General features: G+C 67.7%; 23 protein-coding genes and 1 tRNA gene. 6 read left to right on the top strand and 18 right to left on the bottom strand.

Annotation, left to right across the window (positions count from 1 at the left end; genetic code table 11):
* Nucleotides 1-99: 99 nt before the first annotated feature.
* From V5F61_RS13525 to V5F61_RS13510, 4 genes are read right to left on the bottom strand one after another with little or no spacing between them, the layout of a single operon-like run.
* The gene (locus tag V5F61_RS13525) at nucleotides 100-708 is read right to left on the bottom strand and encodes a sarcosine oxidase subunit gamma (protein WP_393988519.1); all 609 of its coding nucleotides are present in this window, start codon (nucleotides 706-708) and stop codon (nucleotides 100-102) included.
* The gene (locus tag V5F61_RS13520; protein WP_393988518.1) at nucleotides 701-3661 is read right to left on the bottom strand and encodes a sarcosine oxidase subunit alpha family protein; all 2961 of its coding nucleotides are present in this window, start codon (nucleotides 3659-3661) and stop codon (nucleotides 701-703) included. Before V5F61_RS13520 ends, V5F61_RS13525 begins: the two co-directional genes overlap by 8 nt.
* Nucleotides 3658-3936 (bottom strand): sarcosine oxidase subunit delta, encoded by a 279-nt coding sequence (locus tag V5F61_RS13515; protein ID WP_393988517.1) that lies wholly within the window; start codon nucleotides 3934-3936, stop codon nucleotides 3658-3660. Before V5F61_RS13515 ends, V5F61_RS13520 begins: the two co-directional genes overlap by 4 nt.
* 3 nt (nucleotides 3937-3939) lie before the next feature.
* The gene (locus V5F61_RS13510) at nucleotides 3940-5196 is read right to left on the bottom strand and encodes a sarcosine oxidase subunit beta family protein (protein WP_393988516.1); all 1257 of its coding nucleotides are present in this window, start codon (nucleotides 5194-5196) and stop codon (nucleotides 3940-3942) included.
* Between the two features lie 124 nt (nucleotides 5197-5320).
* Here V5F61_RS13510 and V5F61_RS13505 point away from each other — a divergent pair, with 124 nt between their 5' ends.
* Nucleotides 5321-6286, top strand: coding sequence for a LysR family transcriptional regulator (locus V5F61_RS13505; RefSeq protein ID WP_393988515.1), 966 nt, complete (start codon nucleotides 5321-5323; stop codon nucleotides 6284-6286).
* Between the two features lie 111 nt (nucleotides 6287-6397).
* Here the strand turns inward: V5F61_RS13505 and glnT are convergent, their stop codons facing one another.
* The 5 genes from glnT to V5F61_RS13480 all read right to left on the bottom strand — a co-directional run bounded on the left by glnT (nucleotide 6398) and on the right by V5F61_RS13480 (nucleotide 11718).
* On the bottom strand, nucleotides 6398-7759 hold the full coding sequence (gene glnT / locus V5F61_RS13500; protein WP_393988514.1) for a type III glutamate--ammonia ligase: 1362 nt from the start codon (nucleotides 7757-7759) through the stop codon (nucleotides 6398-6400).
* A gap of 156 nt (nucleotides 7760-7915) precedes the next feature.
* Nucleotides 7916-9271 carry an FMN-binding glutamate synthase family protein gene (locus V5F61_RS13495; RefSeq protein WP_393988513.1) on the bottom strand — a complete coding sequence of 452 codons (1356 nt, stop codon included), beginning with the start codon at nucleotides 9269-9271 and terminating at the stop codon, nucleotides 7916-7918.
* 13 nt (nucleotides 9272-9284) lie between these two features.
* The gene (locus V5F61_RS13490; RefSeq protein ID WP_393988512.1) at nucleotides 9285-9995 is read right to left on the bottom strand and encodes a protein glxC; all 711 of its coding nucleotides are present in this window, start codon (nucleotides 9993-9995) and stop codon (nucleotides 9285-9287) included.
* Complete coding sequence (locus V5F61_RS13485; RefSeq protein WP_393988511.1) at nucleotides 9992-10891, bottom strand: class II glutamine amidotransferase; 900 nt, start codon at nucleotides 10889-10891, stop codon at nucleotides 9992-9994. The genes V5F61_RS13490 and V5F61_RS13485 overlap by 4 nt, the downstream gene beginning before the upstream one ends.
* Nucleotides 10892-11058: 167 nt before the next feature.
* Nucleotides 11059-11718 (bottom strand): helix-turn-helix domain-containing protein, encoded by a 660-nt coding sequence (locus tag V5F61_RS13480; protein ID WP_393988510.1) that lies wholly within the window; start codon nucleotides 11716-11718, stop codon nucleotides 11059-11061.
* Between the two features lie 247 nt (nucleotides 11719-11965).
* On the opposite strand from V5F61_RS13480, the gene V5F61_RS13475 reads away from it, so the two are divergent.
* Nucleotides 11966-12041, top strand: a tRNA-Phe gene (locus V5F61_RS13475).
* A gap of 326 nt (nucleotides 12042-12367) precedes the next feature.
* Nucleotides 12368-13402, top strand: a complete 1035-nt coding sequence (locus V5F61_RS13470; protein ID WP_393988509.1) for an Lnb N-terminal periplasmic domain-containing protein — start codon at nucleotides 12368-12370, stop codon at nucleotides 13400-13402.
* A 22-nt stretch (nucleotides 13403-13424) separates the two neighbouring features.
* Here V5F61_RS13470 and V5F61_RS13465 read toward each other — a convergent pair whose 3' ends face one another.
* Together V5F61_RS13465 and V5F61_RS13460 are read right to left on the bottom strand one after the other, a co-directional pair.
* A complete protein-coding gene (locus V5F61_RS13465; protein WP_393988508.1) occupies nucleotides 13425-15017 on the bottom strand; it encodes a putative bifunctional diguanylate cyclase/phosphodiesterase in 1593 nt (530 codons plus the stop codon).
* Nucleotides 15018-15075: 58 nt separating this feature from the next.
* Nucleotides 15076-15273: a hypothetical protein gene (locus V5F61_RS13460; RefSeq protein ID WP_393988507.1), complete on the bottom strand. Its 198-nt coding sequence runs from the start codon at nucleotides 15271-15273 to the stop codon at nucleotides 15076-15078.
* Between the two features lie 469 nt (nucleotides 15274-15742).
* Here V5F61_RS13460 and V5F61_RS13455 point away from each other — a divergent pair, with 469 nt between their 5' ends.
* Nucleotides 15743-17161: a mannose-1-phosphate guanylyltransferase/mannose-6-phosphate isomerase gene (locus tag V5F61_RS13455; RefSeq protein ID WP_393988506.1), complete on the top strand. Its 1419-nt coding sequence runs from the start codon at nucleotides 15743-15745 to the stop codon at nucleotides 17159-17161.
* Nucleotides 17162-17200: 39 nt separating this feature from the next.
* Here V5F61_RS13455 and V5F61_RS13450 read toward each other — a convergent pair whose 3' ends face one another.
* From V5F61_RS13450 to V5F61_RS13420, 7 genes are all read right to left on the bottom strand, one after another.
* Entirely contained in the window at nucleotides 17201-17896 is a 696-nt protein-coding gene (locus V5F61_RS13450) for a GntR family transcriptional regulator (protein WP_393988505.1), read from the bottom strand.
* A gap of 88 nt (nucleotides 17897-17984) precedes the next feature.
* Entirely contained in the window at nucleotides 17985-18671 is a 687-nt protein-coding gene (locus V5F61_RS13445; protein ID WP_393988504.1) for a DUF2848 domain-containing protein, read from the bottom strand.
* 92 nt (nucleotides 18672-18763) lie between these two features.
* Entirely contained in the window at nucleotides 18764-19933 is a 1170-nt protein-coding gene (locus tag V5F61_RS13440; RefSeq protein WP_393988503.1) for an ABC transporter substrate-binding protein, read from the bottom strand.
* A 44-nt stretch (nucleotides 19934-19977) separates the two neighbouring features.
* Nucleotides 19978-20706: an ABC transporter ATP-binding protein gene (locus tag V5F61_RS13435; protein WP_393988502.1), complete on the bottom strand. Its 729-nt coding sequence runs from the start codon at nucleotides 20704-20706 to the stop codon at nucleotides 19978-19980.
* A gap of 1 nt (nucleotide 20707) precedes the next feature.
* The gene (locus tag V5F61_RS13430) at nucleotides 20708-21466 is read right to left on the bottom strand and encodes an ABC transporter ATP-binding protein (RefSeq protein WP_393988501.1); all 759 of its coding nucleotides are present in this window, start codon (nucleotides 21464-21466) and stop codon (nucleotides 20708-20710) included.
* Nucleotides 21463-22317, bottom strand: coding sequence for a branched-chain amino acid ABC transporter permease (locus V5F61_RS13425; protein WP_393988500.1), 855 nt, complete (start codon nucleotides 22315-22317; stop codon nucleotides 21463-21465). Before V5F61_RS13425 ends, V5F61_RS13430 begins: the two co-directional genes overlap by 4 nt.
* Nucleotides 22317-23189, bottom strand: coding sequence for a branched-chain amino acid ABC transporter permease (locus tag V5F61_RS13420; RefSeq protein WP_393988499.1), 873 nt, complete (start codon nucleotides 23187-23189; stop codon nucleotides 22317-22319). Before V5F61_RS13420 ends, V5F61_RS13425 begins: the two co-directional genes overlap by 1 nt.
* A gap of 534 nt (nucleotides 23190-23723) precedes the next feature.
* Between V5F61_RS13420 and V5F61_RS13415 the strand changes: the two genes are divergently transcribed.
* Both V5F61_RS13415 and V5F61_RS13410 read left to right on the top strand, forming a co-directional pair.
* Nucleotides 23724-24626, top strand: coding sequence for a TauD/TfdA dioxygenase family protein (locus V5F61_RS13415; RefSeq protein WP_393988498.1), 903 nt, complete (start codon nucleotides 23724-23726; stop codon nucleotides 24624-24626).
* Between the two features lie 62 nt (nucleotides 24627-24688).
* Nucleotides 24689-25750, top strand: coding sequence for an ABC transporter substrate-binding protein (locus tag V5F61_RS13410; RefSeq protein ID WP_393988497.1), 1062 nt, complete (start codon nucleotides 24689-24691; stop codon nucleotides 25748-25750).
* The last annotated feature ends 4 nt before the right edge of the window (nucleotides 25751-25754 follow it).

Below are 25754 nucleotides of genomic sequence, written 5' to 3'. Positions count from 1 at the left end.
TCGGGAAGGTGCGCGCCCCTTGCCGTGCCGCGTGGTGGGTCACGGCGCGTGAGGCGCTGTTTGAACGGACGGTGGGAACTTGTGAAGGGGGCGCCCCGCTCAGGCCCGGCCGGTGCCGGACAGGGCGAAGCCGAACTCAGCCGCGCTCGCGGTGAGCCAGCGCAGGAAGGCGGGGGCGAAGGAGCGGGCCACCGCCATGCGGTAGGTGGGCGCCGCATCGGTCTGCCAGAGGGTGACGCCGATGTGGGACACCACGGTCGTCGCCGCGTCGCCGGGAGCGAACGCCTTCAGGTCGAGATCGATGGCGAGGCCCTTGGCCAGGGTGGCGCGGGCATCGGGGCCCGTGACATCCAGGATGATGTTGGCGTCGCTCTGGTCGGTGAGCGCGGCGTCGGCTCCGGCGAGGGCCGTGAGGTGGGCGAGAAGCGCCCCGCCCGACATGCCTTCCGCCATCACGAGCCAGCGGCCCGGCGCCGTGCCGACGGCGGTGAGCGCGGCGCTGGACACCGCCTTGGGGGCATCCGCCAGGGCGAGGCCCGCGCTCGCGAGGCGCTTCGCCAGCTCCGCCGTCCGGCCTTTCGGGGCGGCGAGGGTCGCGGCGGCGAGCCCCGGCACCTGCCGGGCCTGGACGCCGGGGGTGCCGGCCGGGCCGTAATGGCCCTCGGGCACGAGGCGGGTGTGGGGCACGTGTGCGAGAAGGTCAGACACGCTGCTTCTCCCCTTCTGGATCGACGAATGCGGGCGAGCACACCTCGACCAGGATGTCGCCGCCGCGCACCGGGTCATAGGCGCGCAGCTGCTCTCCGGTGCGCTCCTGGCCCCGCTTCAGGAAGCCGAGGCCGATGGAGTGGCCGAGGGTGGGCGAATAGGCGACGGAGGTCATGTAGCCCTCGTCGTTATGGGTCGTGGCCTCGGCGCCCACCTTCAGGAAGTGCGCGCCGGCGCGCAGGCGCTGCGCCTTGTCCACCGGCTTGAAGCCCACGAAGATGGGCCGCTCCGGGTCCTGGAAGGCGGGGCGCTGGGCGAGCACGCGGCCGATATAATCTTTCTTGGTGGACGCCATCCGCCCGAGGCCCAGGTCGCGGGCGGAAGTCTGTCCGTTCAGCTCGCTGCCGGAGACGTGGCCCTTCTCGATACGCAGCACGCCCAGGGTCTCGGTGCCGTAGGGGGTGATGCCGAAGGGCCGGCCGGCATCCATGATGGCTTCCATCAGCTTCTCGCCCTGCCGGGCGGGCACCGCGATCTCGTAGCCCAGCTCACCGGAGAAGGAGAGGCGGAAGATGCGCGCCTCGATGCCGCCGAGCACCGTCGTCTGCGCCACGCCCATGAAGGGCAGGCCGGCGTTGGAGACGTCGGCGCCGTCCACCAGCTTCGCCAGCACCTCGCGGGAGCGAGGACCGGAAACGGCGATCTGCGCCCACTGCTCGGAGATGGAGGCAAGCTGCACGTCCAGCTCGGGCCACAGCACCTGCAGGCAGTATTCCAGATGCTGGAAGACCTTGCCGGCATTGGCGGTGGTGGTGGTCATCACATAATGGTTCTCGGCGAGACGGGCGGTAGTGCCGTCGTCCATGACGAGGCCATCCTCCCGCAGCATCACGCCGTAGCGTGCCTTGCCCACCTGGAGCGTCGAGAACATGTTGATGTAGACGCGATCGAGGAAGGCGCCCACATCGGGCCCCTGCAGGTCGATCTTGCCGAAGGTGGAGACGTCGATGACGCCGACGCTCTCGCGGGTCGCCTTCACCTCGCGGTTGACGCTCTCCAGCCAGTCCTTCTCGCCGGCCTTGGGGAAATAGGCGGCGCGCAGCCAGTAGCCGGTCTCGACGAACACGGCCCCCTGCTTCTCGGCCCAGGCGTGGGTCGGGGTCGGGCGGATGGGGCGGAAGTCCTTCTCGCGATGGTGGCCGGCGAGCACGCCCAGGGCCACCGGCGTGTAGGGCGGGCGGAACACGGTGGTGCCCGTGGCCGCGATGCCCTGGCCGGTCAGCTCCGCCATGAGGGCGAGGCCCGACATGTTGGAGTTCTTGCCCTGGTCAGTGGCCATGCCCATGGTGGTGTAGCGCTTCAGCAGTTCCACCGCGCGGAAGCCCTCCTTGTGGGCAATGCCCACGTCCTTGGCGCTCACGTCGTTCTGGAAGTCCACGAAAGCGAGGTCGCCCTTGGCCTTCACCTGCCAGAAGGCGCGGATGCCGGTGGGCGTGTCCTCCGCCTTGGGGGCGGGCTGGGCAGCCCCGGAAAAGCCCGCCTCGGCCGCCGCGGCGACGCCCTGCGCGGTGCCCGCCGTGAGGCAATCGGCCAGCGAGAACTGGCCCGCGACAGCGCCCGCGCAGCTCATGCCCGGCGGCAGCGCGGCGGGCACGAAGGCGGCGATGTCCTCGCGGTACACTGGCCTGCCGCCCAGGTGGCAGGTGAGGTTCAGGTTCGGCGTGCTGCCGCCGGAGATGCCCAGCGCCTCCACGGCGATGGTCTCGGTGCGCCCGCCGGCGCGCACGGTGATGGAGGACAGGCGCTTGCCGCCGGTAGCGATGACCTCGCCGCCCGTGATGACGCGCACGCCCAGCGCCTTCGCCTTGGCCGCCAGCGGGGAGGGCAGGGCCTCACGCACGTCGATCAGGGCTTCCACCTTCACGCCCGTCCCGGCCACAGCCAGGGCCGCTGCGACGCCGGCATCATTGTTGGTGAACACCGCCGCGTTCGCGCCCGCGCCCACGCCGAAGCGGCGGGCATAGGTGGCGAGCGCCTGGGCGGTCATGACGCCGGGGCGGTCGTTGCCGGGGAACACGATGGGCCGGTCGAACGCGCCAGAGGTCAGCACCGCGCGCCTGGTGATGATGCGCCACAGGCGCTGGCGCGGCTGGAAGGCCGCGGGTGCCGCCACGTGGTCGCTCACCCGCTCCACGCAGGCATATTCGCTGCCGTCATAGGCGCCGAACACGGTGGTGCGGGGCATCAGGCGCACGTTGGGCAGGCTTGCGAGCTCGGCTTCCGCGCGGGCTACGAAGTCGCGCGCCGGAGCGCCGTCGATGGCCGTCTCCTCCGTGAGCAGGCGGCCGCCGAAGCGGAAGTCCTCGTCCGCCAGGATCACGCGGGCGCCGGAGCGGGCAGCGGCGAGCGCCGCCGCGAGGCCCGCGGCGCCGGCGCCGATCACGAGCACATCGCAGAAGGCGAATGCCTTCTCGTAGGTGTCCGGATCAGGCAGCTCGGAGGCGGAACCGAGGCCGGCGGCGCGGCGGATGGCGGGCTCGTAGAGCTTTTCCCAGAACGAGGCCGGCCACATGAAGGTCTTGTAGTAGAAGCCCGCGCCCAGGAAGGGCGAAAGCCACTGGTTCACGCTCAGCGCGTCATGCTCCAGGGAGGGCCAGCGGTTCTGGCTCTGGGCGGTGAGGCCGTCGAACAGCTCCACCGTGGTGGCGCGGGTGTTGGGCTCCTTGCGGGCACCGGCGCGCAGCTCCACCAGGGCGTTCGGCTCCTCGGAGCCGCAGGTGAAGATGCCGCGCGGGCGATGATACTTGAAGGAGCGCCCCACCAGCCGCACGCCGTTGGCGAGCAGCGCCGAGGCCAGCGTGTCGCCGGGGTGGCCGGCGTAGGTGGCGCCGTCGAAGGTGAAGGAGAGCGTGCGGCTGCGATCGATGAGGCCGCCGGTGGAAAGACGGGTCATGCCGGCACCTCGTCCGTGCTCGGGCGGGCGAGTTCCACGCCGAGGATCTCATGGGTTCGGGTGTTGCGGGTCACCACCAGCCAGCGGCGGCAGCCATTGGCGTGGTACCAGTGCTCGCGGTGCGGGCCTTCCGGGTTCTCGCGCAGGTAGGCGTAGTCGTGGAAGGCCTCGGCGGCGTTCGGCGCGGCGGGGTCGGGGCGGGTGAGCGTCGCATCGCCCAGATAGGCGAATTCGTGAGCGTCGCGGGAGCCGCAATAGGGACAGGGAATGCGCATGGCTCAGTGCAGGTTCGGCTGCGCGCCGACCCCCTTCTCATCAAGGATGTTGCCGGTGCGGAAGCGGTCGAGGCGGAAGGCCGCGTTGAAGTCGTGGGCGCGGTCCTGCGCGATGGTGTGGGCGAAGCACCAGCCCGAGGCCGGGGTGGCCTTGAAGCCACCGTAGTTCCAGCCGGTGTTGAGGTAGAGGCCGGGCAGGGGGCCCACATCGATGATGGGCGAGCCGTCCATGGACATGTCCACGAGCCCGCCCCAGGAGCGCAGCAGGCGCAGCCGGCCGATCATGGGCATGAGCGCCATGCCGCCTTCCAGCACATCCTCCACCACCGGCATGTTGCCGCGCTGGGCATAGGAATTGTAGCCGTCGATGTCGCCGCCGAAGACGAGGCCGCCCTTGTCGGACTGGCTGACGTAGAAGTGCCCCATGCCAAAGGTGATGACACCGGGAATGAGCGGCTTCAGCCCCTCTGAAACGAACGCCTGGAGCACGTGGCTCTCCAGCGGCATGCGCAGGTCGAGGTGCCGCGTGAGGCGCGAGGTGGAGCCGGCGACCGCGAGCCCCACCTTGCCGGCGCGGATGGCACCGCGCGTGGTCTCCACGCCCACCACCGCGCCCTTGTCGCGGATGAAGCCGGTGACCTCGCAATTCTGGATGATGTCCACGCCCAGCCGGTCGGCGCCGCGGGCATAGCCCCACACCACGGCATCGTGCCGGGCGGTGCCGGCGCGCGGCTGCATCAGGCCGCCCTTGATGGGGAAACGGGCGTTGTCGAAATTGAGGAACGGGCACATCCGGCGCACCGTCTCCGCATCCAGCAGCTCGGAGCCCGCGCCGGCGAGGCGCATGGCGTTGCCGCGCCGGGCGTAGGTGTCGCGCTGGGCGTCGGTGTGGATGAGGTTGATGATGCCGCGCTGGGAAACCATGGCATTGTAGTTGAGGTCCTGTTCCAGGCCCTCCCACAGCTTCATGGACCACTCATAGAAGGGCTCGTTGCCCGGCAGCAGATAGTTGGAGCGGATGATGGTGGTGTTGCGCCCGGCGTTGCCGGAGCCCACATGCCCCTTCTCCAGCACCGCCACGTTGCGGATGCCGTGCTCCTTCGCGAGATAATAGGCGGTGGCGAGGCCATGGCCGCCGCCGCCCACGATGATCACGTCATAGGCCGGCTTCGGGTGCGCGGCGCGCCACGCCGGGCGCCAGCCGCTCTGGCCGTTCAGCGCATTGGAGATGATGCTGAGAAACGAATAGTGCGCGGACATGAGGCACTCGCTGCATCGGCCCTGGAGAGACCGGAAGGGGGTCGATCACCCGTTCAATAACTCTATAGCTCGCCACGAATGAAGGGATCATATAAATGATCCTTATAGTATGCGGAGGCGGGTGATGGCGGCGCGGGAGGCCCTTCCGTTCGATCTCAGGACGCTCGAGATCTTCCTGGCCGTGTGCGAGGAAGGCGCCATGGCCGGCGCGGCGCGGCGGCTGGGCCTCACGCAGCCGGCTGTCTCGCAGGCGGTGGCGGATCTCGAAGGGCGCATTGGCCTCGCGCTGTTCGATCGCTCCGTGCGCCCGCTGGGCCTCACCGCGGCCGGCGGCGTGCTGCGGCAGAAGGCCAGCGCGCTGATTTCCGAGGCGCGGCAGATCGCGCCCGCCCTGCGTGAGACGGAGCATGGGCGATTCCCCCTGCTGCGCGCGGGCCTCGTCGATTCGCTGTCGCGGGCGCTGGCGGCGCCCCTCGGCGGCTATCTCGCGACGCTGGCGGAGGAGGTCTCGGTTCTGTCGGGCCTTACGGCCGCGCACGCGAGCGCGCTGCTCTCCCGCCAGATGGACCTTTTGGTGGGGCTCGACGAATTGGAGGACGTGGAGGGGCTGGAGCGCTTCGCCCTGGTCACGGAGCCCTATGTGCTGCTGCTGCCGGCGGATGTTCCGGCCCCGGCGCGGGTCGAGGACCTCAGGCAGATGGCCCTGCCGCTGGTGCGTTTTTCCGCCCGCTCCAAGACCGGCATCGAAGTGGAGCGCCACCTGCGGCGGCTGAAGGTGGAGCTGCCGCGCCGGCTGGAGTTCGACACGCCCCAGGGGGTCGCGGCGACGGTCGCGGCGGGCGAGGGCTTTGCCGTGACGACGCCCCTGTGCGTGCACGAAGCGGCGGTGGAGCTGGCGCGGGTCACCTGCGCGCCCCTTCCGGGCCCCGCCTTCCAGCGCCGCCTGACGCTGATCGCCCGGCGCCAGGAGCTGGGGCGCCTGCCGCGGGAGATCGCCGAATTCTGCCGGCACCGCCTCGCCGCTGATGTTCTGCCCGCGCTCGACGCCGCCATGCCCTGGCTTGCGGGCGCGCTGCGGGTGGAGGAGTAGCCCCCTCGGCCGTTTGAAATCAGCACATGAAAAAGGGGCTCCGGCACATGGCCGGAACCCCTCGGAGGTCGCCAGTTGAAGGCGAAGTCCTGAACTCTCGCGCAAATCGACTCAGATGTCGAGAGTGCGATCGCGTTCCCACTGGGTGAGGTGGCGGGAGAAGTCGTTCCACTCCTGGTTCTTGAGCTTCAGGTAGCCGGAGACGAACTCCGGTCCCAGCCGCTCGCCGAGCACCTTGGACTTCTCCAGCGCGCGCAGGGCGTCCAGCATGTTGAGGGGCAGCTTCTTGGCGCCCTTCACCTTGTGGCCGTCCGTGTACATGTTGATGTCGAGGCGCTTGCCGGGGTCCCGCTCGTTGACGATGCCGTCGAGGCCCGCCGCCGCCACCGCAGCCTGGAGCAGGTAGGGGTTGGCCGCGCCGTCGGCGAGGCGGAACTCCAGGCGGCCCGCATCGGGGATGCGGATCATGTGGGTGCGGTTGTTGCCGGTGTAGGTCACCGTGTTCGGCGCCCAGGTGGCGCCGGAGATGGTGCGCGGCGCGTTGATGCGCTTGTAGGAGTTCACGGTGGGGTTGGTGAGGGCGCACAGGGCGTCCGCATTGTGGATGAGACCGCCGATGAAATTGTAGCCGAGCTTCGACATGCCGAGCTCGCCCTTCGCGTCGGAGAAGGCGTTCTTGCCCTTGTTCCACAGCGAGACGTGGGCGTGGCAGCCGGAGCCCGTGAGGTTGATGAAGGGCTTCGGCATGAAGGTGGCGCGCAGGCCGTGCTGCTCGGCGATGGACTTCACCATGTACTTGAAGAACACATGGCGGTCGGCGGTGAGGAGGGCGTGGTCGTAGTTCCAGTTCATCTCGAACTGGCCGTTGGCGTCCTCGTGGTCGTTCTGGTAGGCGCCCCAGCCGAGCTTCAGCATGGCGTCGCAGATGTCCTTGATGACATCATAGCGGCGCATGAGGGCGGACTGGTCATAGCAGGGCTTGTCGGCGGTATCGGCCTCGTCCGAGATGGACTTGCCGTCCGCGGAGATGAGGAAATACTCGCACTCGACGCCGGTCTTGATGGTGTAGCCGAGGTCGGCGGCATCGGCGAGCTGCTTCTTCAGCACGGCGCGCGGGCCCTGGGCCACTTCCTTGCCGGCCATCACGAGATCGGAGGCGAGCCAGCCGATCTCTTCCTTCCAGGGCAGCTGGATGAGGCTGGAGGGATCGGGAACCGCGAACAGGTCCGGGTCCGCGGGGGACATGTCGAGCCAGGTGGCGAAGCCGGCGAAGCCGGCGCCGTTGCGCTGCATCTCGGCGATGGCGGCGGCCGGCACCAGCTTGGCACGGAGGCCGCCGAACAGGTCCACGTAGGAGATGAGGAAATACTTGATGCCGCGTTCCTTGGCGGCCTTGGTGAGATCGGCGGCCGCTTCAGCGGCGACCGAGGAATGCCCTTCCGCCTCGCGGGCGATGTCGGCGATGCGCTTCATGTTCGGTCCTCGGGAAAGGTCATTTTATTTGGGTTGGCAACGGCCCCAGCTTCTTCTGGCGGGGGCGAAACGCGCGTTCTGTGGCGGGGCCTGGATCTTCAGGGCTGCCGCGCCCCGGGCCCGAGGGTCCGGGGCGGATGCCGCTGGGGCAGTGGCTCAGTAGCCGCCGGTCTTGCCGGGGATCCACTGGGTGCCGGCCAGCGGCACGCCGGCCATGGCGGCGGCTTCCACGGTGAGGGCCACGAGGTCCTCCGGCTCCAGATTGTGCAGGTGGCTCTTGCCGCAGGCGCGGGCGATGGTCTGCGCCTCCAGGGTGAGCACCGAGAGATAATTGGCGAGGCGACGGCCCGCCTTCACCGGATCGAGCCGCGCCGCGAGCGCGGGGTCCTGGGTGGTGATGCCGGCGGGGTCGCGCCCTTCATGCCAGTCGTCATAGGCGCCGGCGGTGGTGCCGAGAGCCTCGTATTCCGCCTGCCAGTGGGGATCGTTGTCGCCTAGCGCCACCAGGGCAGCGGTGCCGATGGCGACGGCGTCGGCGCCGAGCGCAAGGGCCTTCGCCACGTCGGCGCCGGTACGGATGCCGCCGGAGACGATGAGCTGCACCTTGCGGTGCATGCCGAGGTCCTGCAGCGCCTGCACCGCGGGGCGGATGGCGGAGAGGATCGGGATGCCCACCTGCTCGATGAACACCTCCTGGGTGGCGGCGGTGCCGCCCTGCATGCCGTCCAGCACCACCACGTCCGCACCCGCCTTCACGGCGAGGGAGATGTCATAGTACGGGCGGGAGGCACCGACCTTCACATAGATCGGCTTTTCCCAATCGGTAATCTCGCGCAGCTCCTGGATCTTGATCTCCAGGTCGTCGGGACCGGTCCAGTCCGGATGGCGGCAGGCCGAGCGCTGGTCGATGCCCTTGGGCAGGTTGCGCATGGCGGCCACGCGGTCGGAGATCTTCTGGCCGAGCAGCATGCCGCCGCCGCCGGGCTTGGCGCCCTGGCCGATCACCACCTCGATGGCGTCCGCCTTGCGCAGGTCCACCGGGTTCATGCCATAGCGCGAGGGCAGGTACTGGTACACCAGCGTCTGCGACTGGCCGCGCTCCTCGGGGGTCATGCCGCCGTCGCCGGTGGTGGTGGAGGTGCCGACGATGGAGGCGCCGCGGCCGAGGGCCTCCTTTGCCTGCGCCGAGAGCGCGCCGAAGCTCATGCCGGCGATGGTCACCGGCGTCTTCAGGTGGATCGGCTTCTTGGCGAAGCGGGTGCCCAGCACCACCTCGGTGCCGCACTTCTCGCGATAGCCTTCCAGCGGATAGCGCGAGACGGAGGCGCCGAGGAACAGCAGGTCGTCGAAGTGGGGCAGCTTGCGCTTGGTGCCGCCGCCGCGGATGTCATAGATGCCGGTGGCCGCCGCCCGCCGGATCTCCGACAGGGTGTGGGGATCGAAGGTGGCGGAATAGCGCGGCAGGGTCTGGGGCAGAGCGTGTGCCGGGCCCTTTGCGTCGTGCGCGGTCATTGGTCTTAACCCCTCAGTAGGCGTCGGCGTTGTCGACATGGAAGTTGTAGAGCTTGCGGGCGGAGCCGTAGCGCTTGAACTCCGAGAGATCGACGGAGCCCGGTGCGACACCGGCGGCCTCAAGCTTCTGGGCGAGCAGCGCCTTATGCTCGTCGCGCAGCTCCTTCTCGATGCAGTCCGCGCCGAGGGACTTCACCGTGCCACGCACGAACAGCTTCGCCTCGTAGAGGCTGTCGCCGAGCGCCTCGCCGGCATCGCCGAACACGATCAGCGCGCCGGACTGGCCCATGAACGCGCTCATGTGGCCTACCGAGCCCTTCACGACGATGTCCACGCCCTTCATGGAGATGCCGCAGCGGGCGGAGGCGTTGCCGTCGATCACGAGCAGGCCGCCATGGGCGGTGGCGCCGGCGGACTGGCTGGCATCACCGCACACGCGCACGAAGCCGCTCATCATGTTCTCGGCGACACCCTGGCCGGCATTGCCGTGGATGATGACCGAGGCGAGCTGGTTCATGCCCGCGCAGTAGTAGCCCACGTTGCCGTCGATCTCGACGGTGACCGGCGCGTCGATGCCCACCGCCACCGCGTGGCGGCCTTCGGGGTTCAGCACCCGCCAGCGGCGGGTATTGCTCTCGGCCGAGGTCTTGTGCAGGGCTTCGTTCAGATCGCGCAGGGGAGAGGCGGCGAGATCGAAGGTGATATCGGGGGAGAAGGCGTTCACTGGGCGCGCTCCCAGAAATAGACGGTGGCGGGTTCCGGCTCGAACACGCGGGCCTTCTCGATGCCGGGCAGGTCCACGAGGGCGCGGTATTCGGAGCCGAAGGCGACGTACTGATCGGTCTCGGCCATCACGGCGGGCTTGCAGGCGACGGGATCGCGCAACACGCCGAAGCCATTCTCGGTGCCCACCACGAAGGTGTAGAAGCCGTCGAGATCCTTGAGGCCGGCTTCCAGCGCTTCACCCAGGGACGCGCCCTGCTTGAGCCGCCAGCTGAGGTAGCCGGCAGCGACCTCACTGTCGTTCTCGGTCTCGAAGGTGATGCCCTCGCGCTTCAGCAGGCGGCGAAGCTGGTTGTGGTTCGAGAGCGAGCCGTTGTGCACCAGGCACTGGTCGGCGCCGGTGGAGAAGGGGTGGGCGCCGGCGGTGGTCACTGCGCTCTCGGTGGCCATGCGGGTGTGGCCGATGCCGTGTGTGCCGGCCATCTTGGCGAGGCCGAAGGTGTCCGCCACCGAGGCGGGCAGGCCGACTTCCTTGAAGATTTCCATGCGCGCGCCGGTGCCCACCACCGCCACCTCCGGATGCCGGGCGGCGAGGAATGCGCGCACGTCCGCCTCGCGGGCGGCGGGGATGTCGATGATCGCGTGGGTGGAGCGCACGGTGAGCAGGGGCATGCCGTCGGCGGGGATGGAAAGCCCGGCGGCGAGAGCCGAGAAGTCATAGTCCTTCGCGGCGCGCAGCGAGAGCTTCACCTTGTCCTTGGCACCCGATCCGTAGACCGCGAAGCCGGCGCTGTCCGGGCCGCGATCCGTCATCACGCAGAGCATGGACGCGAGCATGGACCCGAGCTCTCCCTCGAGGGCGGGATCCTTCAAAAATATACCGACGATGCCGCACATGGCGCTGTCACTGGCTCCATTCCCGGGCCGCTGATGCGACCTTGAGGTCAGTGGTACGCCGCCGGTGGGATCACGTCAACATTAAAGAATAAAAGTTTCCTAGAAAGAAAACGCTGCCGGAGCAGGAGGCTGGAGGGGCCGGCGCGGCAGGGCGCACGCGCCGCTGTTCAGTGCCGGTCGCGCCCGTAGACGATGATGGACAGGTAGCTCATGGGCGTGACCATGAGCTGCTCCGGCCCGTGGGAGGCGCCGGAATCGAACATGAGCGCATCGCCGGCGCGCAGGTGGTAGGTGCGGTCGGCGTGGCGGTAGAGCACCTCGCCGGAGAGCATGTAGATGAACTCCACGCCCGCATGCCGGAAGCCCGTGAACGGCGCCGCCTCCTGCGAGAGGGTGATGAGGTAGGGTTCCACTACGATGTCGCCGCCGAGCCCGTGACCCAGCAGCTCATACTGGTGGCCCACCTTGGTGCCGCGCCGCTCGATGATGACCCCTTGATTCGCGCGCACGAACGAGCAGTCCCGCCGCTCCTCGAACGCGGAGAACAGGGTGGTGATGGGCACGTTGAGCGCCTTGGATATGGCCTGGAGGGTCGCGAGCGAGGGGGAGATCTGCCCGTTCTCGATCTTCGAGAGCATGCCCACCGAGATGCCGGCGGCGCCCGCGAGGTCGGATACGGTGAGGTCGAGCTCGCGGCGGATGGAGCGGACCTGGACGCCGAGCGCCTGTTCAAGAGTGGCCGCGGCTGCCGCCGGCGCGCCTGACCCCGTGGTGAAATCGGCGGTTTCGCCGGCCTCCTGCGCCCCATGCGCCTTGCGTTCGACCACCTTTTTTCCTCTTTCTGGCTCTGCCGAAGCTCCGGCAGGAACAGGCAGATTGCCAGTTTCCTCAGAAGAAAGCACCCTAAATCCGTGTTCCGGCGTCACGCTTCAACGGGTGGGGAGAGGGATGGCGCGCTCCGCCGCGGGCATCTTGTCCACAGGAAGGATAATGCCGGCAAAGGGGACACTGGACACGCGGCTGAGGGCTCAGTATAGACAGCCACCTCGCCAGGGCGCTGCGGCCCCCGGCGGCGCCCAGGTAGCTCAGTTGGTAGAGCATGCGACTGAAAATCGCAGTGTCGGTGGTTCGATTCCGCCCCTGGGCACCATCTATCCCGTACGACATATGGTTTGGCGGAACTCTTTAAAAATCAAGGAGTGTTGAGGCGTCTGCATGTCGGCCGGCTTGGCCGCTCGCGTACGCCGCTCCGGCTCTTCTATCCGCAGCTCCCGCGGTCTCCTTCACGCCGACCTCCGCGAGAAGGCGAAGGGGGCAAAGCCCCCGCGCGATGCGACTCCCGTGCTCGGGTGAGGATGCGCTGAAAAAGACGGTATGAATGGTGATTGGCTGAGTCGATCGACGCGTCCGGCGGGCGCGGCTGTTGTATAGCGGGCACGAAGCAGCTTTGCGGAAGGCCTGGTGATGATGATGAGGTTGACGGGCGCGCTTCAGCGCACCCTTGCCGTCGCGGCGGGCGGATTGATCGTCGCCTTCGCTCTCTATCTCGGTCTCGCCATCCATTATTGGATTCCCTGGCCCGCCGCGCTGCGGCAGGCGGGGAGCTTCCTCTTCCCGCTTGTCGTCTGCGGCCTGTGGTTCTTGCCGGGTCCACGGCAATGGGCGCGCAGGGGCGTGGCCATTTCGGCAATTGCGGTCCTGTTCGCGGCGTTTCTCATGAAGGAGCCGATCGAGCAGGACTGGGTCGCTCTCCAGGCCCACAATCCCACGGCGGAAATCGATGGCGACATGGTCACCATCCGCAATTTCCGCGATGCGCTGCACCGCCCGGGCGAAGCCTCCGTGCCACGCTGGACGACGGCGACTTTCGACCTTTCAGCACTCAAGGGGGCCGACCTTATCATCCAGCCGTTCGGCGACATGCAGGCCTTGGCTCATGTCATGCTGTCCTTCAATTTCGCAGACGGGAGGCACGTGGTGGTCTCCATCGAGGCGCGGCAGGCCAAGGGTGGCAGCTTCGATGCGCTCGCGGGGTTCTTCCGGCGGGATCCGATCTATCCCGAGATCGGCACCGAGCGGGACCTGATCTGGAACCGCTTCGCGCGCACCCCGCCTGATGAGGTGCAGATCTTTCCCGTCCACGCCAGCGCGGCCGCAGTCCGGCTGTATTTCGAGCGCGTCCTCGATTTCATCAACCGGGTAGATGCGCGGCCGATCTTCTACTCCACATTGCGTGAGAGCTGCATGACCACGCTCATGAATCTCGCGCCAGAGAGCTTCGCGGCGGTGCCCTGGCATGATGTGCGCCGATGGATCCCCGGCTACTCCCTGAGCCTGTTTCAGCAGCTCGGGCTTGTCGATGACGGCTTGGCCCCAGAGGAGATGGCGCAGCGCCACAGGCTGCGCGACGGCGTGCGATCGCCGGAGAACTTTCCCTCGGATGCGGCCTGGAGCGCCCACGTGCGTTCGGAAATCCGTCTCGGCGGAATCGCGCGGGACATGCAGCGGTAACCGGCGGGCAGGGAAAGCGCCCCTAGAGCAAGCCGCGGCCTTTCAGGAAGTGCGGAACGTCTGCCGCCTTCATGGGCTTGGCGAAGTAGTAGCCCTGGCCGATATCGCAGCCGATGGACTTGAGATAATCGGCCTCCGCGGCTTCTTCTATGCCCTCGGCGGTGGTGGCGATGCCGAGGCTGCTGCTCAGCGCGAGGATGCCGGAGATCAGCTTCTTCGAGTTGACGTCGATGTCCATGGACCGGACGAACGACTTATCGATCTTCAGCTTGCTCACCGGGAACATGCGCAGATTTTGCAGGCTGGAATAGCCGGTGCCGAAATCATCGAGCGCGATGTCGATGCCGGCGGCGCGGAAGCGCGCCAGAATCGCATTGGCGGTCTTGTCGTCGTCCACCAGGGCGGTTTCGGTGATCTCGATTTCCAGCCGGTAGGGCGGAAAGCCGACGCTCCGCAGCGTGTACAGGATCTGGTCGGGCAGCGCGATGTCCTTGAGCTGGATCGGTGACAGGTTCACCGCGATCTTGAGGTGGTCGGGCCATTTTGCGGCGTCGAGGCAGGACTGCTTCAGGATGGATTGTGTGAGCTGGCCGATGAGGCCGGCATCCTCGGCGATGGAGACGAACACTTCCGGCGAGATGAAGCCCTGCATGGGGTGGTTCCAGCGGGCGAGCACCTCGAAGCCTGTCAGCACGCCGTCCCTCAGGCGCACCAGCGGCTGGTAGTGGGGAATGATGCTGTTGCTGGCGATGGCGTTGTGCAGGTCGCGCTGGAGCCGCTGGGACTGCTTGAGCTCCCGGTCCATGGCCGGCTCGAAGAAGCGGTAGGTGCCGGGCCGGACCTTGGCGCGGTAGAGCGCGGCTTCTGCCGAGCGCATCACCTCGCCCTCGTCGGTGCCATTCTCCGGTGTCACCGCAATGCCGATGGTGGCGCCCAGGCGCGCGTCTAGGCTGTTGATCTGGTAGCGCGCGGAGAGCCGCGATATGAGCTGCTGGGCGATCCTGCCGAGCGCTTCCACGGAGGGGGGGCGCGGCATGAAGATGGCGAACTCGTCCCCGCTCATGCGTGAGGCGATGGCATCTGCCGGCAGGAGGGACTTCAAGCGGTTGGCGATCTCGATCAGCAGGCTGTCGCCCAGCTGGTGACCATGTCGGTCGGTGTTGGCTTTGAACCGCTCGATGTCAATGAGCAGCACCGCATATCCGCCGCTTCCGCCAGTCCGGATGAGGCGCTTGCGCATGTAATCGCGCAGCATGCGGCGGCTGGCGAGCCCGGTCAGCGGGTCGTGGCGGGCGAGCGCGTCGGCTTCCTCGCGCGCCTTGATGACGGCGATCCGCGCCTGGTCAAGGCGGCGCATCAGACGGAACAGCATCAGGCCGGGCCCGAGCTGGCTCAGTGCGGCAAACGCCACGGCGGTGATGATGAAGCGCCAGCGTGAAGGATCGTCGATCAGGATGCCGAGCCGAGGGAGGATCCGTTCCTGGAGCGCGAACTCCCATGACGTGGAGGTGATGCCCATGATCGCCAGCATGGCGGCGAAGGACAGCAGCACCGAAGCCGGCGTGACGAGAGGACGGGTGCTGTCGCCTTTGAAGGTGGCCTTGCGGCGGTTCATACCGCGACGTGCCCAGGGAACTTTTTCGTGATGGGCCACGTGGCAGGCTCCTCGCTCATCACACAGGTGAATGGAGCATGATCCGGACCTGGGCAAGATGCCGTGGCGGCAGCGCGATGCAACGAGTGTTCACGTTTTTTTTCGACGCGGCGGGCGGATAGCGAAGCCGCACGACAAATCCGTGAAGCACGGCCTTCTGCGCCGCACGGATGAGGTATCGGATGCCGACGGCCGGCGCGCGGGCGAGCGGTTTCATCCCCGGACTTTCTGAGCTGCGGTCTCCGACGTCGTGCAGCCGTCGGTTCCCACGTCGTGAGTGGAGTTAGTCATAGCAATAAAATAGGTTGTGTGAAGTATATCATAAACTCGCTCAGGTTGAGGCCAGGGCCAAGCCTTTCGCCGAACCAAAATCCGCATCGCGCATGTGTCGCGCGCCCCTCCGGCGGGAGGCTTCACGCACAACAGGCGGGCGAATGCAACCTGCTTCGCGCATTCCGGCAATGGGCGGGTCAATCGGCTTCCCCAATCGTCAGGCTGCCGCGCGGCGTGTCCGAATCAGTCTGCCAGATGCGCGGACGGGTGATCCACTCCATCCCTGGGGCCGTCGGTGCGCAGTTTGCGCGGAGGCGTGGGGGCGGATTACAAGCGGGCGTGCAACGGCCTCGGCGATCCCAGCGAGAAGGGATTGCGCGCAGGCGGGTGCATATGTGCGGGTGTGAGGCGTGATGGCGGATCCTGTGATCGTCCCGATCGTGCTGGCCGGAGGCGCGGGAACGCGTCTTTGGCCGTTGTCGCGCGAAACCATGCCCAAGCAGTTCATCGACCTGCTGGAGGGTGGTCTCTCGACCTTCCAGGCGACACTGCTGCGGGTGAAGGACCCGCGCTTCGCGCCGCCGGTGGTGGTCACCAGCACCGCCTTCCGCTTCATCGTGGCGGAACAGATGCAGCAGGTGGGGGTTCTCGGGCAGATCGTTCTGGAGCCCGAGCGGCGGGACAGTGCCGCGGCGGTAGCGGTGGGCGCGCTGCTGGCGGCCGAGCTCGGGCCGCAGGCCATCGGCCTCGTCCTGGCTGCCGACCATGCGGTGCGCGATGTGGAGACATTCCGGGAGGATTGCGCGCGGGTGGCGACCGCCGCCGCCACGGGGCTCATCATGACATTCGGCATCGTGCCCGCCCATCCGGCAACAGGCTACGGCTACATCGAGAAGGGCGCCCCGGCGGGCGCGCCTGGAGCCTTTCGGCTTGCGCGCTTCGTGGAGAAGCCGGACGCGGCGGCGGCGCAGGACTATTGCGCGCGCGGCTTTCTGTGGAACAGCGGCAACTTCATGTTTCCGGCCTCGGTCATGCTCGATGAGCTCGAGGCCTGGGCGCCGCAGGTGCTGGAGGGTGCGCGCGCCGCGCTTGCGGCGGCGCATGCGGATCTCGATTTTCTCCGGCTCGATGAGGAAGGCTTCGCCCGTGCGCCGCGCATCTCCATCGATTATGCGGTGATGGAGAGGACGCGCCATGCCGGCGTGCTCGTGGCGCGGTTCGACTGGTCGGATGTCGGCGCATGGGATGCGATCCATGCGCTGAAGGCCAAGGACGGCAACGGCAATGTGCTCGAAGGCAATGTGGTGGCGCTGGCGAGCCGGGGGGCGCTGGTGCGCTCCGAGGATATCCTCACCACCGTCATCGGGCTCGACGACGTGGTGGTGGTGACCACGCGGGACGCGGTGCTGGTGACGAGCCGTGCGGCGGCGGGGAAGGTGAAGGGGCTGGTGGAGACCCTGAGGCAGCACAACCACCGGGAAGCGCAGGAGCACCTGCGCATCTACCGGCCGTGGGGGTGGTATGAGCGCATCGAAGGCGGGCCCCGGTTCCAGGTCAAGCAGATCCATGTGAAGCCGGGCGGCAAGCTGAGCCTGCAGAAGCATTTTCACCGGGCCGAGCATTGGATCGTGGTGTCCGGCACCGCAGAGGTGACGGTCGATGGCACCGTGTCCTACATCCACGAGAACGAGTCGGCCTACCTGCCGGTGGGGTCCGTGCACCGGCTGAGCAATCCGGGGCGCATCCCCCTGAAGCTGATTGAGGTGCAGGTCGGCAGCTACACGGGCGAGGACGACATCGTTCGCTTCGACGATGTCTACGCGCGCGGCTGAGTGCACGCGGTCTCGCCGGCCGGATGGGCGGTGGCACCTCTATAGCTGGCGGTTGAGGTTGTCCACGAAGGAACGGATGTGGGTGCGCACGGCGGCTTCGGCCGCGTCGGGATCGCGCGAGCGCAGCGCCTCCACGATGGCGGCATGCTCCACCACCACCCGCTGGTGGTGCTCCGGCGCCCGGAGGGAGACGAACCACACCCGCTGCGACCGCTCGTGCAGGTTCTTCAGGATGTCGGCCAGCACCGGGTTTCCGGCCGCCGCGGAGACGATGGCGTGGAACTCGCGGTCGAGGGCCATCAGCTCGGCCACGTCGCGCGCGGCCGCAGCCTCCACGCCGAGCGCCACGTTGGTGGCGAGGGCGGCGAGGTGCCCCGGCTCCGCCCGCTCGGCCGCGAGGCGGGCGCAGAAGCACTCATTGATGAGGCGCACCTCCACCAGGTCGTGCACTTCGTCGTGGGAGATGGGGCGCACCACGATGCCCTTGCGGGGCAGCACCTCCACGAGGCCGTCGCGCATGAGCCGGTCGAAGGCCTGGCGCACCGGCGTGCGGCCGATGCCGAGCGTGGCGGAGACGGCCGCCTCGCTCAGCACCTCGCCGGGGCGGAAGGCGCACATGATGATGCGCGCCTTGATGAGCTCATAGGCTTCGTCGCGCAGGGAGCGGGCGGGAGCGGCCGTCGCGTCGGCCGCCGCCGAGACCTCCAGCATGTCGATCGCCCCATCCGTTCGCATCGTCGTTCCGCCCATGAATGCCCGGCCATGACCACTCGGCCATGAAGGCGCCGGCAGCCGCGTGGGCGGCCGGCGAGGTTGATGTTCGTTACCCGGCCACCGGCAGGGTGATCACGTCATAGCCGTGGCGGATGGTGCGTCCCAGCACCGGGTCCACCAGCTCATATTCGAAGCGCTCTGCCGGGCGGATGCCGCCATGGGCGGCGAGGGTGCCGCAATACATCACCGCGCCGTCGGCGAAGGGCGCGCCATAGCCGGCGAGGATGTCGGCGGGGGGCAGCATGGCCGCAACCGTGCCCTCCTGGTAAAGCTCCTTCTTTCCGTCAAAAACGGCGTAGGAGCGCAGCACGAGGTCGTCCCAGTGGGGCGCCACCTCGTCCAGGGCCCACAGCTCGGGCGCCATGGGCTTGTCGCACATCTGCTTGGAAACCGTGATGTTGTAGGTTTCCACCTTGCGGTCGGTGTGGTCGGAGCCGACGCCCAGGTAATAGCGCCCTTCGGCCACCACGATCACGAACTCCACCTCGCCCGAGGATTCCCCGCCCGTGCACTCGATGGCCTCGGCACCGGTGAGACGCGCGGCGCCGACCCGGTAGTAGATGGGGGTCGAGGCGGGGCGCGGCACGCCCAGGGCTTCGAGCTCGACGATGTGCTTTTCCAGCGCGGCCTTGTCGCGGCCGGTCCAGCCGGCGATGACGGCGGTGCGGATCAGCAGCGTTTCCTCGTAGCTGCGGCCGTCGGCGTGGATGGTGAAGGTGAGGGCGGTGCCCGACATCAGGGTTCCTCGAACAGGTCTTACAGAAGGGAAGGGTGCCGGCGCCCCAGGTCAGGGCAGAATGGGGCGCCGGCCTTACGTGGAAGCCGAGGTCAGTTCGGCATCCGCGTATCGAGCAGGGTCCACTTGCCGTCCTTCACCTCGAGCACGTAGACCGGCTTCACGGCATCGCCGTCGGTGAAGGAGATGGAGCCCTCCATGGCAGGGTAGTCCTTGAGCTTGGAGAGCTGATCGCGGATGGCGGTCCGCTCCTCGGCGCGCTTGGCCTTGTCGCCGGTGACGCCGGCCTTCTTCATGGCCTCGGCGTAGAGGTAGACGATGTCATAGACCGAGGCGTCCATCTGGTTGGGGTCCGTGCGCAGGCCGGCGGCCTTGGTGCGCTTGGCGAACTCCTGGGTGAAGGCCTTGGTCTTGTCGTTGGCGTCGGCGAAGAAGGTGGTGCCGATGGTCAGGGTCTCGCCGGCGCCGTCCAGGCGCTTGGGCAGCTCGGGGTCGGCCATGTTGGTGCCGCCGATGATGCGGGTGGAGACGCCCTGGCGCTTCAGCTCCTTGGCGAGGTTGATGGCGCCCTCGGGCGGGGAGCCGAGGCCCACGATGTCCGGGCTGATCTGCTTGAGCTGGGCCACCTGGGGGGAGAGGTCGAAGGCGGCGAGCTGGAAGTCCACCGAGCCCTTCAGGGGAATGGCGTACTTCTCGAACATCTTGGGCACCACGGCGGTGCCGATGGATTTGGAGACCACGTCGTCGGTGGCGTAGGCCGCCGCGCCCGAGGCCATGGGCAGCTTCTTGTCCCTGATGGCGCCCAGCACCTGGTCGATCACCTTGCCTTCGTCGGTGGTGTTCCGGAAGCCGTAGGTGAAGCCCTTGGTGAGGCCGGGGGCGGAGGAGGCCATGGACATCTGCGAGATGCCCTCGCGCTCGCCCACCGGGAAGGTGGTGCGCACCTCGGAGGAGGAGAACGGGCCGATCACGGCCAGCGCGCCGGCATCCTGCGCGAAGGAGCGCACGGCGGTGGTGGCCTGCTTGGGATCGCCGGCGGTGTCGAATTTCACCACCTTGACCTTCCTGCCGTTGATGCCGCCCTTGGCGTTGATCTCCTCGACCGCCATGTCCACGGCGATCTCGTTGGTGTTGGCGAGGCTCACATAGGGGCCGCTCTTCGCCATCATGTAGCCCAGGACCAGATCGTCCTCGGCCCGCGCGCCGCCAGCGGAAATCAGCGCCGCCAGCATGGTGGCGCCCAACAACACCTGCTTTTTCATGTCCCAACTCCTCTGGAAGGATTTCTTCTGTTGTTTCAGTGTGCTCACGCGGGCTCGGCTTCACCCGCGCCGAGATAGGCCGCCTGCAGGCGGGGATCGGAGGCGAGCGCCTTGGGGTCGCCCGCCATGGTCACGCGGCCGAGCTCCAGCACGGTCGCGCTGTGGGCCACGGAGAGGGCCTTGCCCGTGTTCTGCTCCACCAGCAGCACCGCGAGCCCGTCATGGTTCAGCTCGACGATCAGCTCGAACAGCTTCTGCACGAACAAAGGCGAGAGGCCGAGGGAGGGCTCGTCGAGCATCATGAGGCGGGGCTTCGCCATCATGGCGCGGCCGATGGCCAGCATCTGCTGCTCGCCGCCGGAGAGGCAGGAGGCCAGCATGTTCCGCCGCTCCGCGAGGTTCGGGAAGCGGGCGTAGATGGAATCCATCTCGCGGGTGATGGCGGTGGCGTCACGGCGCATGTGGGCGCCGAGCCTCAAATTTTCTTCCACCGTCAGCGAGATGAGGATGCGCCGGCCTTCCGGCACCAGCACCAGCCCTTCGGCGATGCGCCTGTGGGGAGCGGCGCGGCTCATGTCGGTATCGGCGAAGGTGATGCCGCCAGACTTCAGCGGCACCGCCCCGAGGATGGCCTTGAGCAGAGTGCTCTTGCCGGCGCCGTTGGCGCCCAGCACGGTGACGATCTCGCCTTCCTTCACCTGCAGCGACACGTCCTGGAGGGCGTTCACGCGGCCGTAGGAGACGGAGATTCCGGAAACGTCGAGGAGCGCCATGTCACGCCTCCTCCGAGCCGATGTAGGCCTCGCGCACCTTGGCATTCTGGCGCACCTGGGAGAGCGGGCCCTCGGCGATCTTCTCGCCGAAATTCAGCACCACCACGTTCTGGCAGATGCTGTCCACGAAGTGCATGTCGTGCTCCACCACCAGCAGGGTGATGCCCTTGGCCATCAGGGCTTTGAGGTGATCGCGCAGGGCGTTGGTCTCCGAGGGGTTGAGGCCGGCGGCGGGCTCGTCGAGCATCAGCACGCTGGCACCGGCGAGCGTGGCGCGCACGAGGTCGATGCGCTTCTTCACGCCGTAGGGCAGGGCGCCCACCGTCTCGTCCGCCCATTCGGCAAGGCCGCTCTCGGCGAGGGCCTCGCGGGCCTCCACCTTCCAGCGATGGTTGGGGAACAGCCGGTAGGGCGTGAGCAGCGCGCCGAGGGAGGCGTTGCGCACATGCTGGCCCACCAGCATGTTCTCCAGCACCGTCAGGTGCGACATGAGGCGGATGTTCTGGAACGAGCGGGCGATGCCGGTGGCGATGCGCCGGCGCGAGGGCATGTGGGTGATGTCCGCGCCGTTGGCGGTGATGGTGCCGGTATCGACGCCGTAGACGCCGCTCACCAGGTTGAACACCGTGGTCTTGCCCGCCCCGTTGGGGCCGATGAGGGCGGTGGTGACGCCCTTCGGCACCTCGAAGGACAGGTCGCGGATGGCCTTGACGCCGGCGAAGGACTTGTTGAGCCCCTGGATGGAGAGGGCGGCTGTCATCGGGCGGCCTCCGCATTGGGGGTGGCGGCCTTACGGCGTCCCAGGCGCAGCAGGGAGGTGGTGACCAGCCCCTGGGGCCGCATGGCCATGAACACGATGATGAACACCGCGAACAGCGCGTAGCGCCACTGGTCGGAGGCGCGCAGCAGTTCCGGCGCCAGGGTGAAGAAGGCCGCGCCCACAAGCGGGCCCCACACCGTCTGCGTGCCGCCGAACAGCACGTAGAGCACCGTGAACACGCTCAGCAGCACATTGAAATGCTGGGCTTCCACGAAATTGTAGTGGTGGGCGTAGAAGGCCCCGCCGAAGCCGGCCACCGCCGCGCCCAGGGCGAACGCCGCCACCTGGATGCCCCGCACGGAGACGCCGAGCAGGTCCGCCACCGTGGGGTCGCTCTTCACCGCCGTGAGGTAGAGCGCGAAGCGGGTGCGGGAGAGGTAGAGCATCAGCACCACCACGCCGGCAGCGGCCAGGAACACGCCGTTCGGCCCCACATAGTCGGTCACCGGATAGCCGGCGGCACCGCCCACCACCTCGAGGTTCAGGAACACGGCCGAGATGACCTGCCCGAGCGCGAAGGTGGCCATGGCGAGATAGATGCCATGGGTGCGCAGCACGGGGATGCCGATGACGAGCCCGGTAAGCCCCGCAAGGCCCGCTCCCACGGGAATAGCCGCCCACATGGACCATTGGTATTCGTTGGTCAGGAACGCCGAGGCATAGGCGCCGATGGCCATGAAGCCGGCGATGCCGAGGTTGAGCTGCCCGGCGGCGAGCGGCAGGTAGACCGCATAGGCCGCCATGACATTGAAGGCGAGGACGACGAGGACGCCGGTGAGATAGCCGCTCATCACAGCTTCTCCCGGGTGGCGGGGCGGCCGATGAGGCCCTGGGGACGGACGATGAGGATCAAGAGCAGAAGCCCGTAGACGGTGATGTTGACCACGTCGGCGCCGATGAAGCTGATGGAGAGCACTTCCGCGAGGCCGATGAGCAGGCCGCCCAGCACCGCGCCCCAGATGGAGCCCATGCCGCCGACGATCATGGCCGCGACCCCCTTGAAGCCGACGCCTTCGCCCATGAAGGGCGAAACCTGCTGGTAGTTGACCGCGAACAGCAGCCCCGCCACCGCCGCCAGCAGCGCCGAGGCGATGAACAGCAGCGGCACCAGCCGCCCCGTATCCACGCCCATGAGCACCGCAGTGTCGCGATTCTCCGCCACGGTGCGGATGCAGCGGCCGGTGGAGGTGGAAGACAGGAACCAGGAGAGCCACAGCACCAGCAGCACCGAGAGCACGAGCGAGCCGAGCTGTGCGATGCCGATGACCAGGCCGCCGAAGCGGAAGTTGAGGTCCGGCACCAGTGCCGGGAATGCCTGCTGGTCCGAGCCGAAATAGATCAGCATCAGGTTTTCCAGCAGCACCAGGAAGCCAAGGGAGGAGACCAGTGGCACCTCCGGATCGCCCCCTTGCATGGGCCTGTAGGCGAAGCGCTCCACCAGCAGCGACACCAGCGCGGCGGCCGCCAGCGCGGCCGCGAAGGCGAACACCGTGGGCCAGCCCAGCTTGATGAAGCCATAGGCCACCATGCCGCCCAGCATGAACAGGCCGGGCAGGGAGAAGTTCAGGAAGTTGAGCACACCGATGGCCAAAGTGAAGGCCACCGCCATCAGCATGTAGATGGCCCCGAGCATGAGGCCGTTGACGATCTGCTGAGCGAGCATGGGTCCCCGCATGAGGCGTGCGTTTGACGCACAGGATACGCAGGGCACCGCTGCCGGCGCCGGATGCGCAAGGGTGGCCCGAGAGCGCGGGGAAGGGACCTTTGAATGCCCCGAACTCGCCTCCGGAATTAGGTAATAGACAAAGCTAAATTCACTTGGGCTTCAAGCTGAAATTTCAGGCGTATTTCAGAAAAGTTTCAGTTGTATGGCAGCCGGGCGCGTTGGGGGTAGTGGATTGAAATATATAGCGTACATGCCAAAAATCCGCCGTCTCATCGGGCCGGATCGGCTCGCGGATTGGCTAAAAGGAAGGCATGTTGACCTAATATGAAGCGCCCATCGCTGTCCGCTGCAGCGGCATTTCGGGGGTGCCGGCATCAGGTGTCGTCGTGTGGAGCGAGGGCCGTGGCGGGCGGCCTCCGCTTCGCATCGGAAGGGCCTTTCGCCGGCATCTGATTTTAAATTGACAAAAACAATCGAAATAATAGCATCAATGCCGCAACTGCCTGCCCCCGCACATCAGGGAAGCTGTCCATGAGCGAGCATTCCGTACTCAACCTGCGACCCCTCGGCGGCCGGATCGGCGCGGAGATCTCGGACCTCCGCGTCTCCGGAGATCTTCACCCCGCGACCATCAAGGCGATCCATGCCGCCATCCTGAAGTACAAGGTGGTGTTCTTCCGGGGGCAGGACCACCTGGACGATCCCGCGCAGGAGGCCTTCGCCAAGCTGTTTGGCGACCTCAACGAGCACCCCACCATTCCCTCCAGGGACGGCACCGAGGCCATCCTGGAGGTGGCGGCCGAGCGCGGCGAGGTGGCGAGCCACTGGCATGCCGACTTCACCTTCGTGGACCGCTTTCCCCAGCTCACCTTCCTGCGCCCGGTGGTGCTGCCGAGCCACGGCGGCGACACCCTGTGGGGCAACACCGAGGCCGCCTATGACGAGCTGCCCGATTCCCTGAAGGCCCTGGCGGAGCAGCTCTGGACCCTGCACACCAACGACTACGACTACGTGAGCGACCGCCCGGTCCGCGAGAACGGCAAGATCCGCCACGGAGAGGTCTTCACCCGCAAGGTGTTCGAGACCGAGCAGCCGCTGGTGGCCGTGCATCCGCACACGGGGAAGAAGGTGCTCATTGTCGGCAACTTCATCCAGCGCATCATTGGTTACCGTTCTCCGGACTCCCACGATCTGCTCCAGATCTTCCAGCGCCACGCCACCAGCCCGGAAAACACCCTGCGCTGGTCCTGGAAGCTGGGCGACATCGCGGTGTGGGACAATCGCGCCACCGTCCACCGCGCGGTGGACGACTTCGACCGCGAGCCGCGGACCCTGCGCCGCTCCACCGTGGTGGGCGAGCCGGCCGTGAGCGTCGACGGGCGCCGTGCCTCCACCCGCATCGTGGGTGAAAAGCCGAAAGCCATCGTCGCCTGAGCCGTCAGCGGCCCGGGCGTTCCCCGCCGCCCGGGCCGCGCTTTCATCCGGAGCGCTCTCCCATGTCCCTCATCGCCCGCGCCGCAGCGCTGCTGCTGGCCCTTCTTGTTCCCGCCGCCGCCTTCGCCGAGCCGTTAGCCATCCGCATCGGCTTTGCCGAGGTGGGCATCGGCGGTCGCCAGTTCGGCACCCAGGGCGGCGCCAGCGTCGCCCATGCCCGCAAGCTCCTGGAGAAGGAGCTGGAGGGCGACGATGTCACCGTGCAATGGGTGTTCTTCCGCGGCGCCGGGCCGGCGGTGAACGAGGCCCTTGCCGCCGGCCAGCTCGATTTCGCGCTCCAGGGCGACCTGCCCGCCATCGTCGGCCGGGCCAACGGGCTCAAGACCAAGCTGCTCATGGGCTCGGGCGTGCGCAACAACATCTATCTGGCGGTGCGGCCGGATGCGCCCATCTCCGGCATCGACGACCTGAAGGGCCGGAAGGTCGCCCAGTTCCGCGGCACCAACCTCCAGCTCGCGGCCGACCGGGTGCTCGCCGCCCATCACCTCACCGAGCGCGACATCCGCTTCCTCTCCATGGACTTCGAGGCGGCGATCGCGGCCCTGCGCTCCGGCGACATCGACGCCACCTTCGGCCAGGCGGACCTGTTCGCCCTTCAGGACCAGGGCCTTGCCAAGGTGGTCTACTCCACCCGCGGCGACGATCCCACCTTCACGCGCCACAGCCACGTGCTCGTCACCGAGGCGTTCGAGCGGGCCCACCCCGAGCTGGTGCAGCGCGTGGTGAACACCTTCGTGAAGGCGGCCGACTGGGCGAGCGACGAGAAGAACCGCAAGGAGCTGTTCGAGGTCTGGGCGCTCAGCGGGCGTCCCGTCGCCGCCTTCGAGCATGACTACGAAGGCCAGACGCTGGCCTATCGCCAGAGCCCGCTGATCGACCCCTTCCTGATCGAGGCGTATGCCTCCAAGATCCAGCAGGCCAAGGATTATCGCCTGCTGCGGGGCGATACCTCGGTGGAGGGCTGGTTCGAGCCGAAATACCTCAACGCGGCCCTGAAGCAGCTCGGCCTGGAGAAGCGCTGGACCCCCCTCGACGCGGCCGGCAAGCCCGTCGCCATCAACTGAGGCG

It is taken from the genome of Xanthobacter sediminis (assembly GCF_043195015.1).
GTDB lineage: Bacteria > Pseudomonadota > Alphaproteobacteria > Rhizobiales > Xanthobacteraceae > Xanthobacter.
This window is presented reverse-complemented; position numbering and strand designations above follow the sequence as displayed.

Excerpts from the sequence above, each read along its gene's own strand:
- V5F61_RS13420 (WP_393988499.1), bottom strand. The coding sequence starts at position 23,189 with ATGCTCGCTCAGCAGATCGTCAACGGCCTCATGCTCGGGGCCATCTAC.
- V5F61_RS13415 (WP_393988498.1), top strand. The coding sequence starts at position 23,724 with ATGAGCGAGCATTCCGTACTCAACCTGCGACCCCTCGGCGGCCGGATC.
- V5F61_RS13455 (WP_393988506.1), top strand. The coding sequence starts at position 15,743 with ATGGCGGATCCTGTGATCGTCCCGATCGTGCTGGCCGGAGGCGCGGGA.
- V5F61_RS13520 (WP_393988518.1), bottom strand. The coding sequence starts at position 3,661 with ATGACCCGTCTTTCCACCGGCGGCCTCATCGATCGCAGCCGCACGCTC.
- V5F61_RS13445 (WP_393988504.1), bottom strand. The coding sequence starts at position 18,671 with ATGTCGGGCACCGCCCTCACCTTCACCATCCACGCCGACGGCCGCAGC.
- V5F61_RS13410 (WP_393988497.1), top strand. The coding sequence starts at position 24,689 with ATGTCCCTCATCGCCCGCGCCGCAGCGCTGCTGCTGGCCCTTCTTGTT.
- V5F61_RS13465 (WP_393988508.1), bottom strand. The coding sequence starts at position 15,017 with ATGAACCGCCGCAAGGCCACCTTCAAAGGCGACAGCACCCGTCCTCTC.
- V5F61_RS13430 (WP_393988501.1), bottom strand. The coding sequence starts at position 21,466 with ATGACAGCCGCCCTCTCCATCCAGGGGCTCAACAAGTCCTTCGCCGGC.
- V5F61_RS13460 (WP_393988507.1), bottom strand. The coding sequence starts at position 15,273 with ATGAAACCGCTCGCCCGCGCGCCGGCCGTCGGCATCCGATACCTCATC.
- V5F61_RS13505 (WP_393988515.1), top strand. The coding sequence starts at position 5,321 with ATGGCGGCGCGGGAGGCCCTTCCGTTCGATCTCAGGACGCTCGAGATC.
- V5F61_RS13425 (WP_393988500.1), bottom strand. The coding sequence starts at position 22,317 with ATGAGCGGCTATCTCACCGGCGTCCTCGTCGTCCTCGCCTTCAATGTC.
- V5F61_RS13515 (WP_393988517.1), bottom strand. The coding sequence starts at position 3,936 with ATGCGCATTCCCTGTCCCTATTGCGGCTCCCGCGACGCTCACGAATTC.
- V5F61_RS13485 (WP_393988511.1), bottom strand. The coding sequence starts at position 10,891 with ATGTGCGGCATCGTCGGTATATTTTTGAAGGATCCCGCCCTCGAGGGA.
- V5F61_RS13510 (WP_393988516.1), bottom strand. The coding sequence starts at position 5,196 with ATGTCCGCGCACTATTCGTTTCTCAGCATCATCTCCAATGCGCTGAAC.
- V5F61_RS13440 (WP_393988503.1), bottom strand. The coding sequence starts at position 19,933 with ATGAAAAAGCAGGTGTTGTTGGGCGCCACCATGCTGGCGGCGCTGATT.
- V5F61_RS13450 (WP_393988505.1), bottom strand. The coding sequence starts at position 17,896 with ATGCGAACGGATGGGGCGATCGACATGCTGGAGGTCTCGGCGGCGGCC.
- V5F61_RS13435 (WP_393988502.1), bottom strand. The coding sequence starts at position 20,706 with ATGGCGCTCCTCGACGTTTCCGGAATCTCCGTCTCCTACGGCCGCGTG.
- V5F61_RS13495 (WP_393988513.1), bottom strand. The coding sequence starts at position 9,271 with ATGACCGCGCACGACGCAAAGGGCCCGGCACACGCTCTGCCCCAGACC.
- glnT (WP_393988514.1), bottom strand. The coding sequence starts at position 7,759 with ATGAAGCGCATCGCCGACATCGCCCGCGAGGCGGAAGGGCATTCCTCG.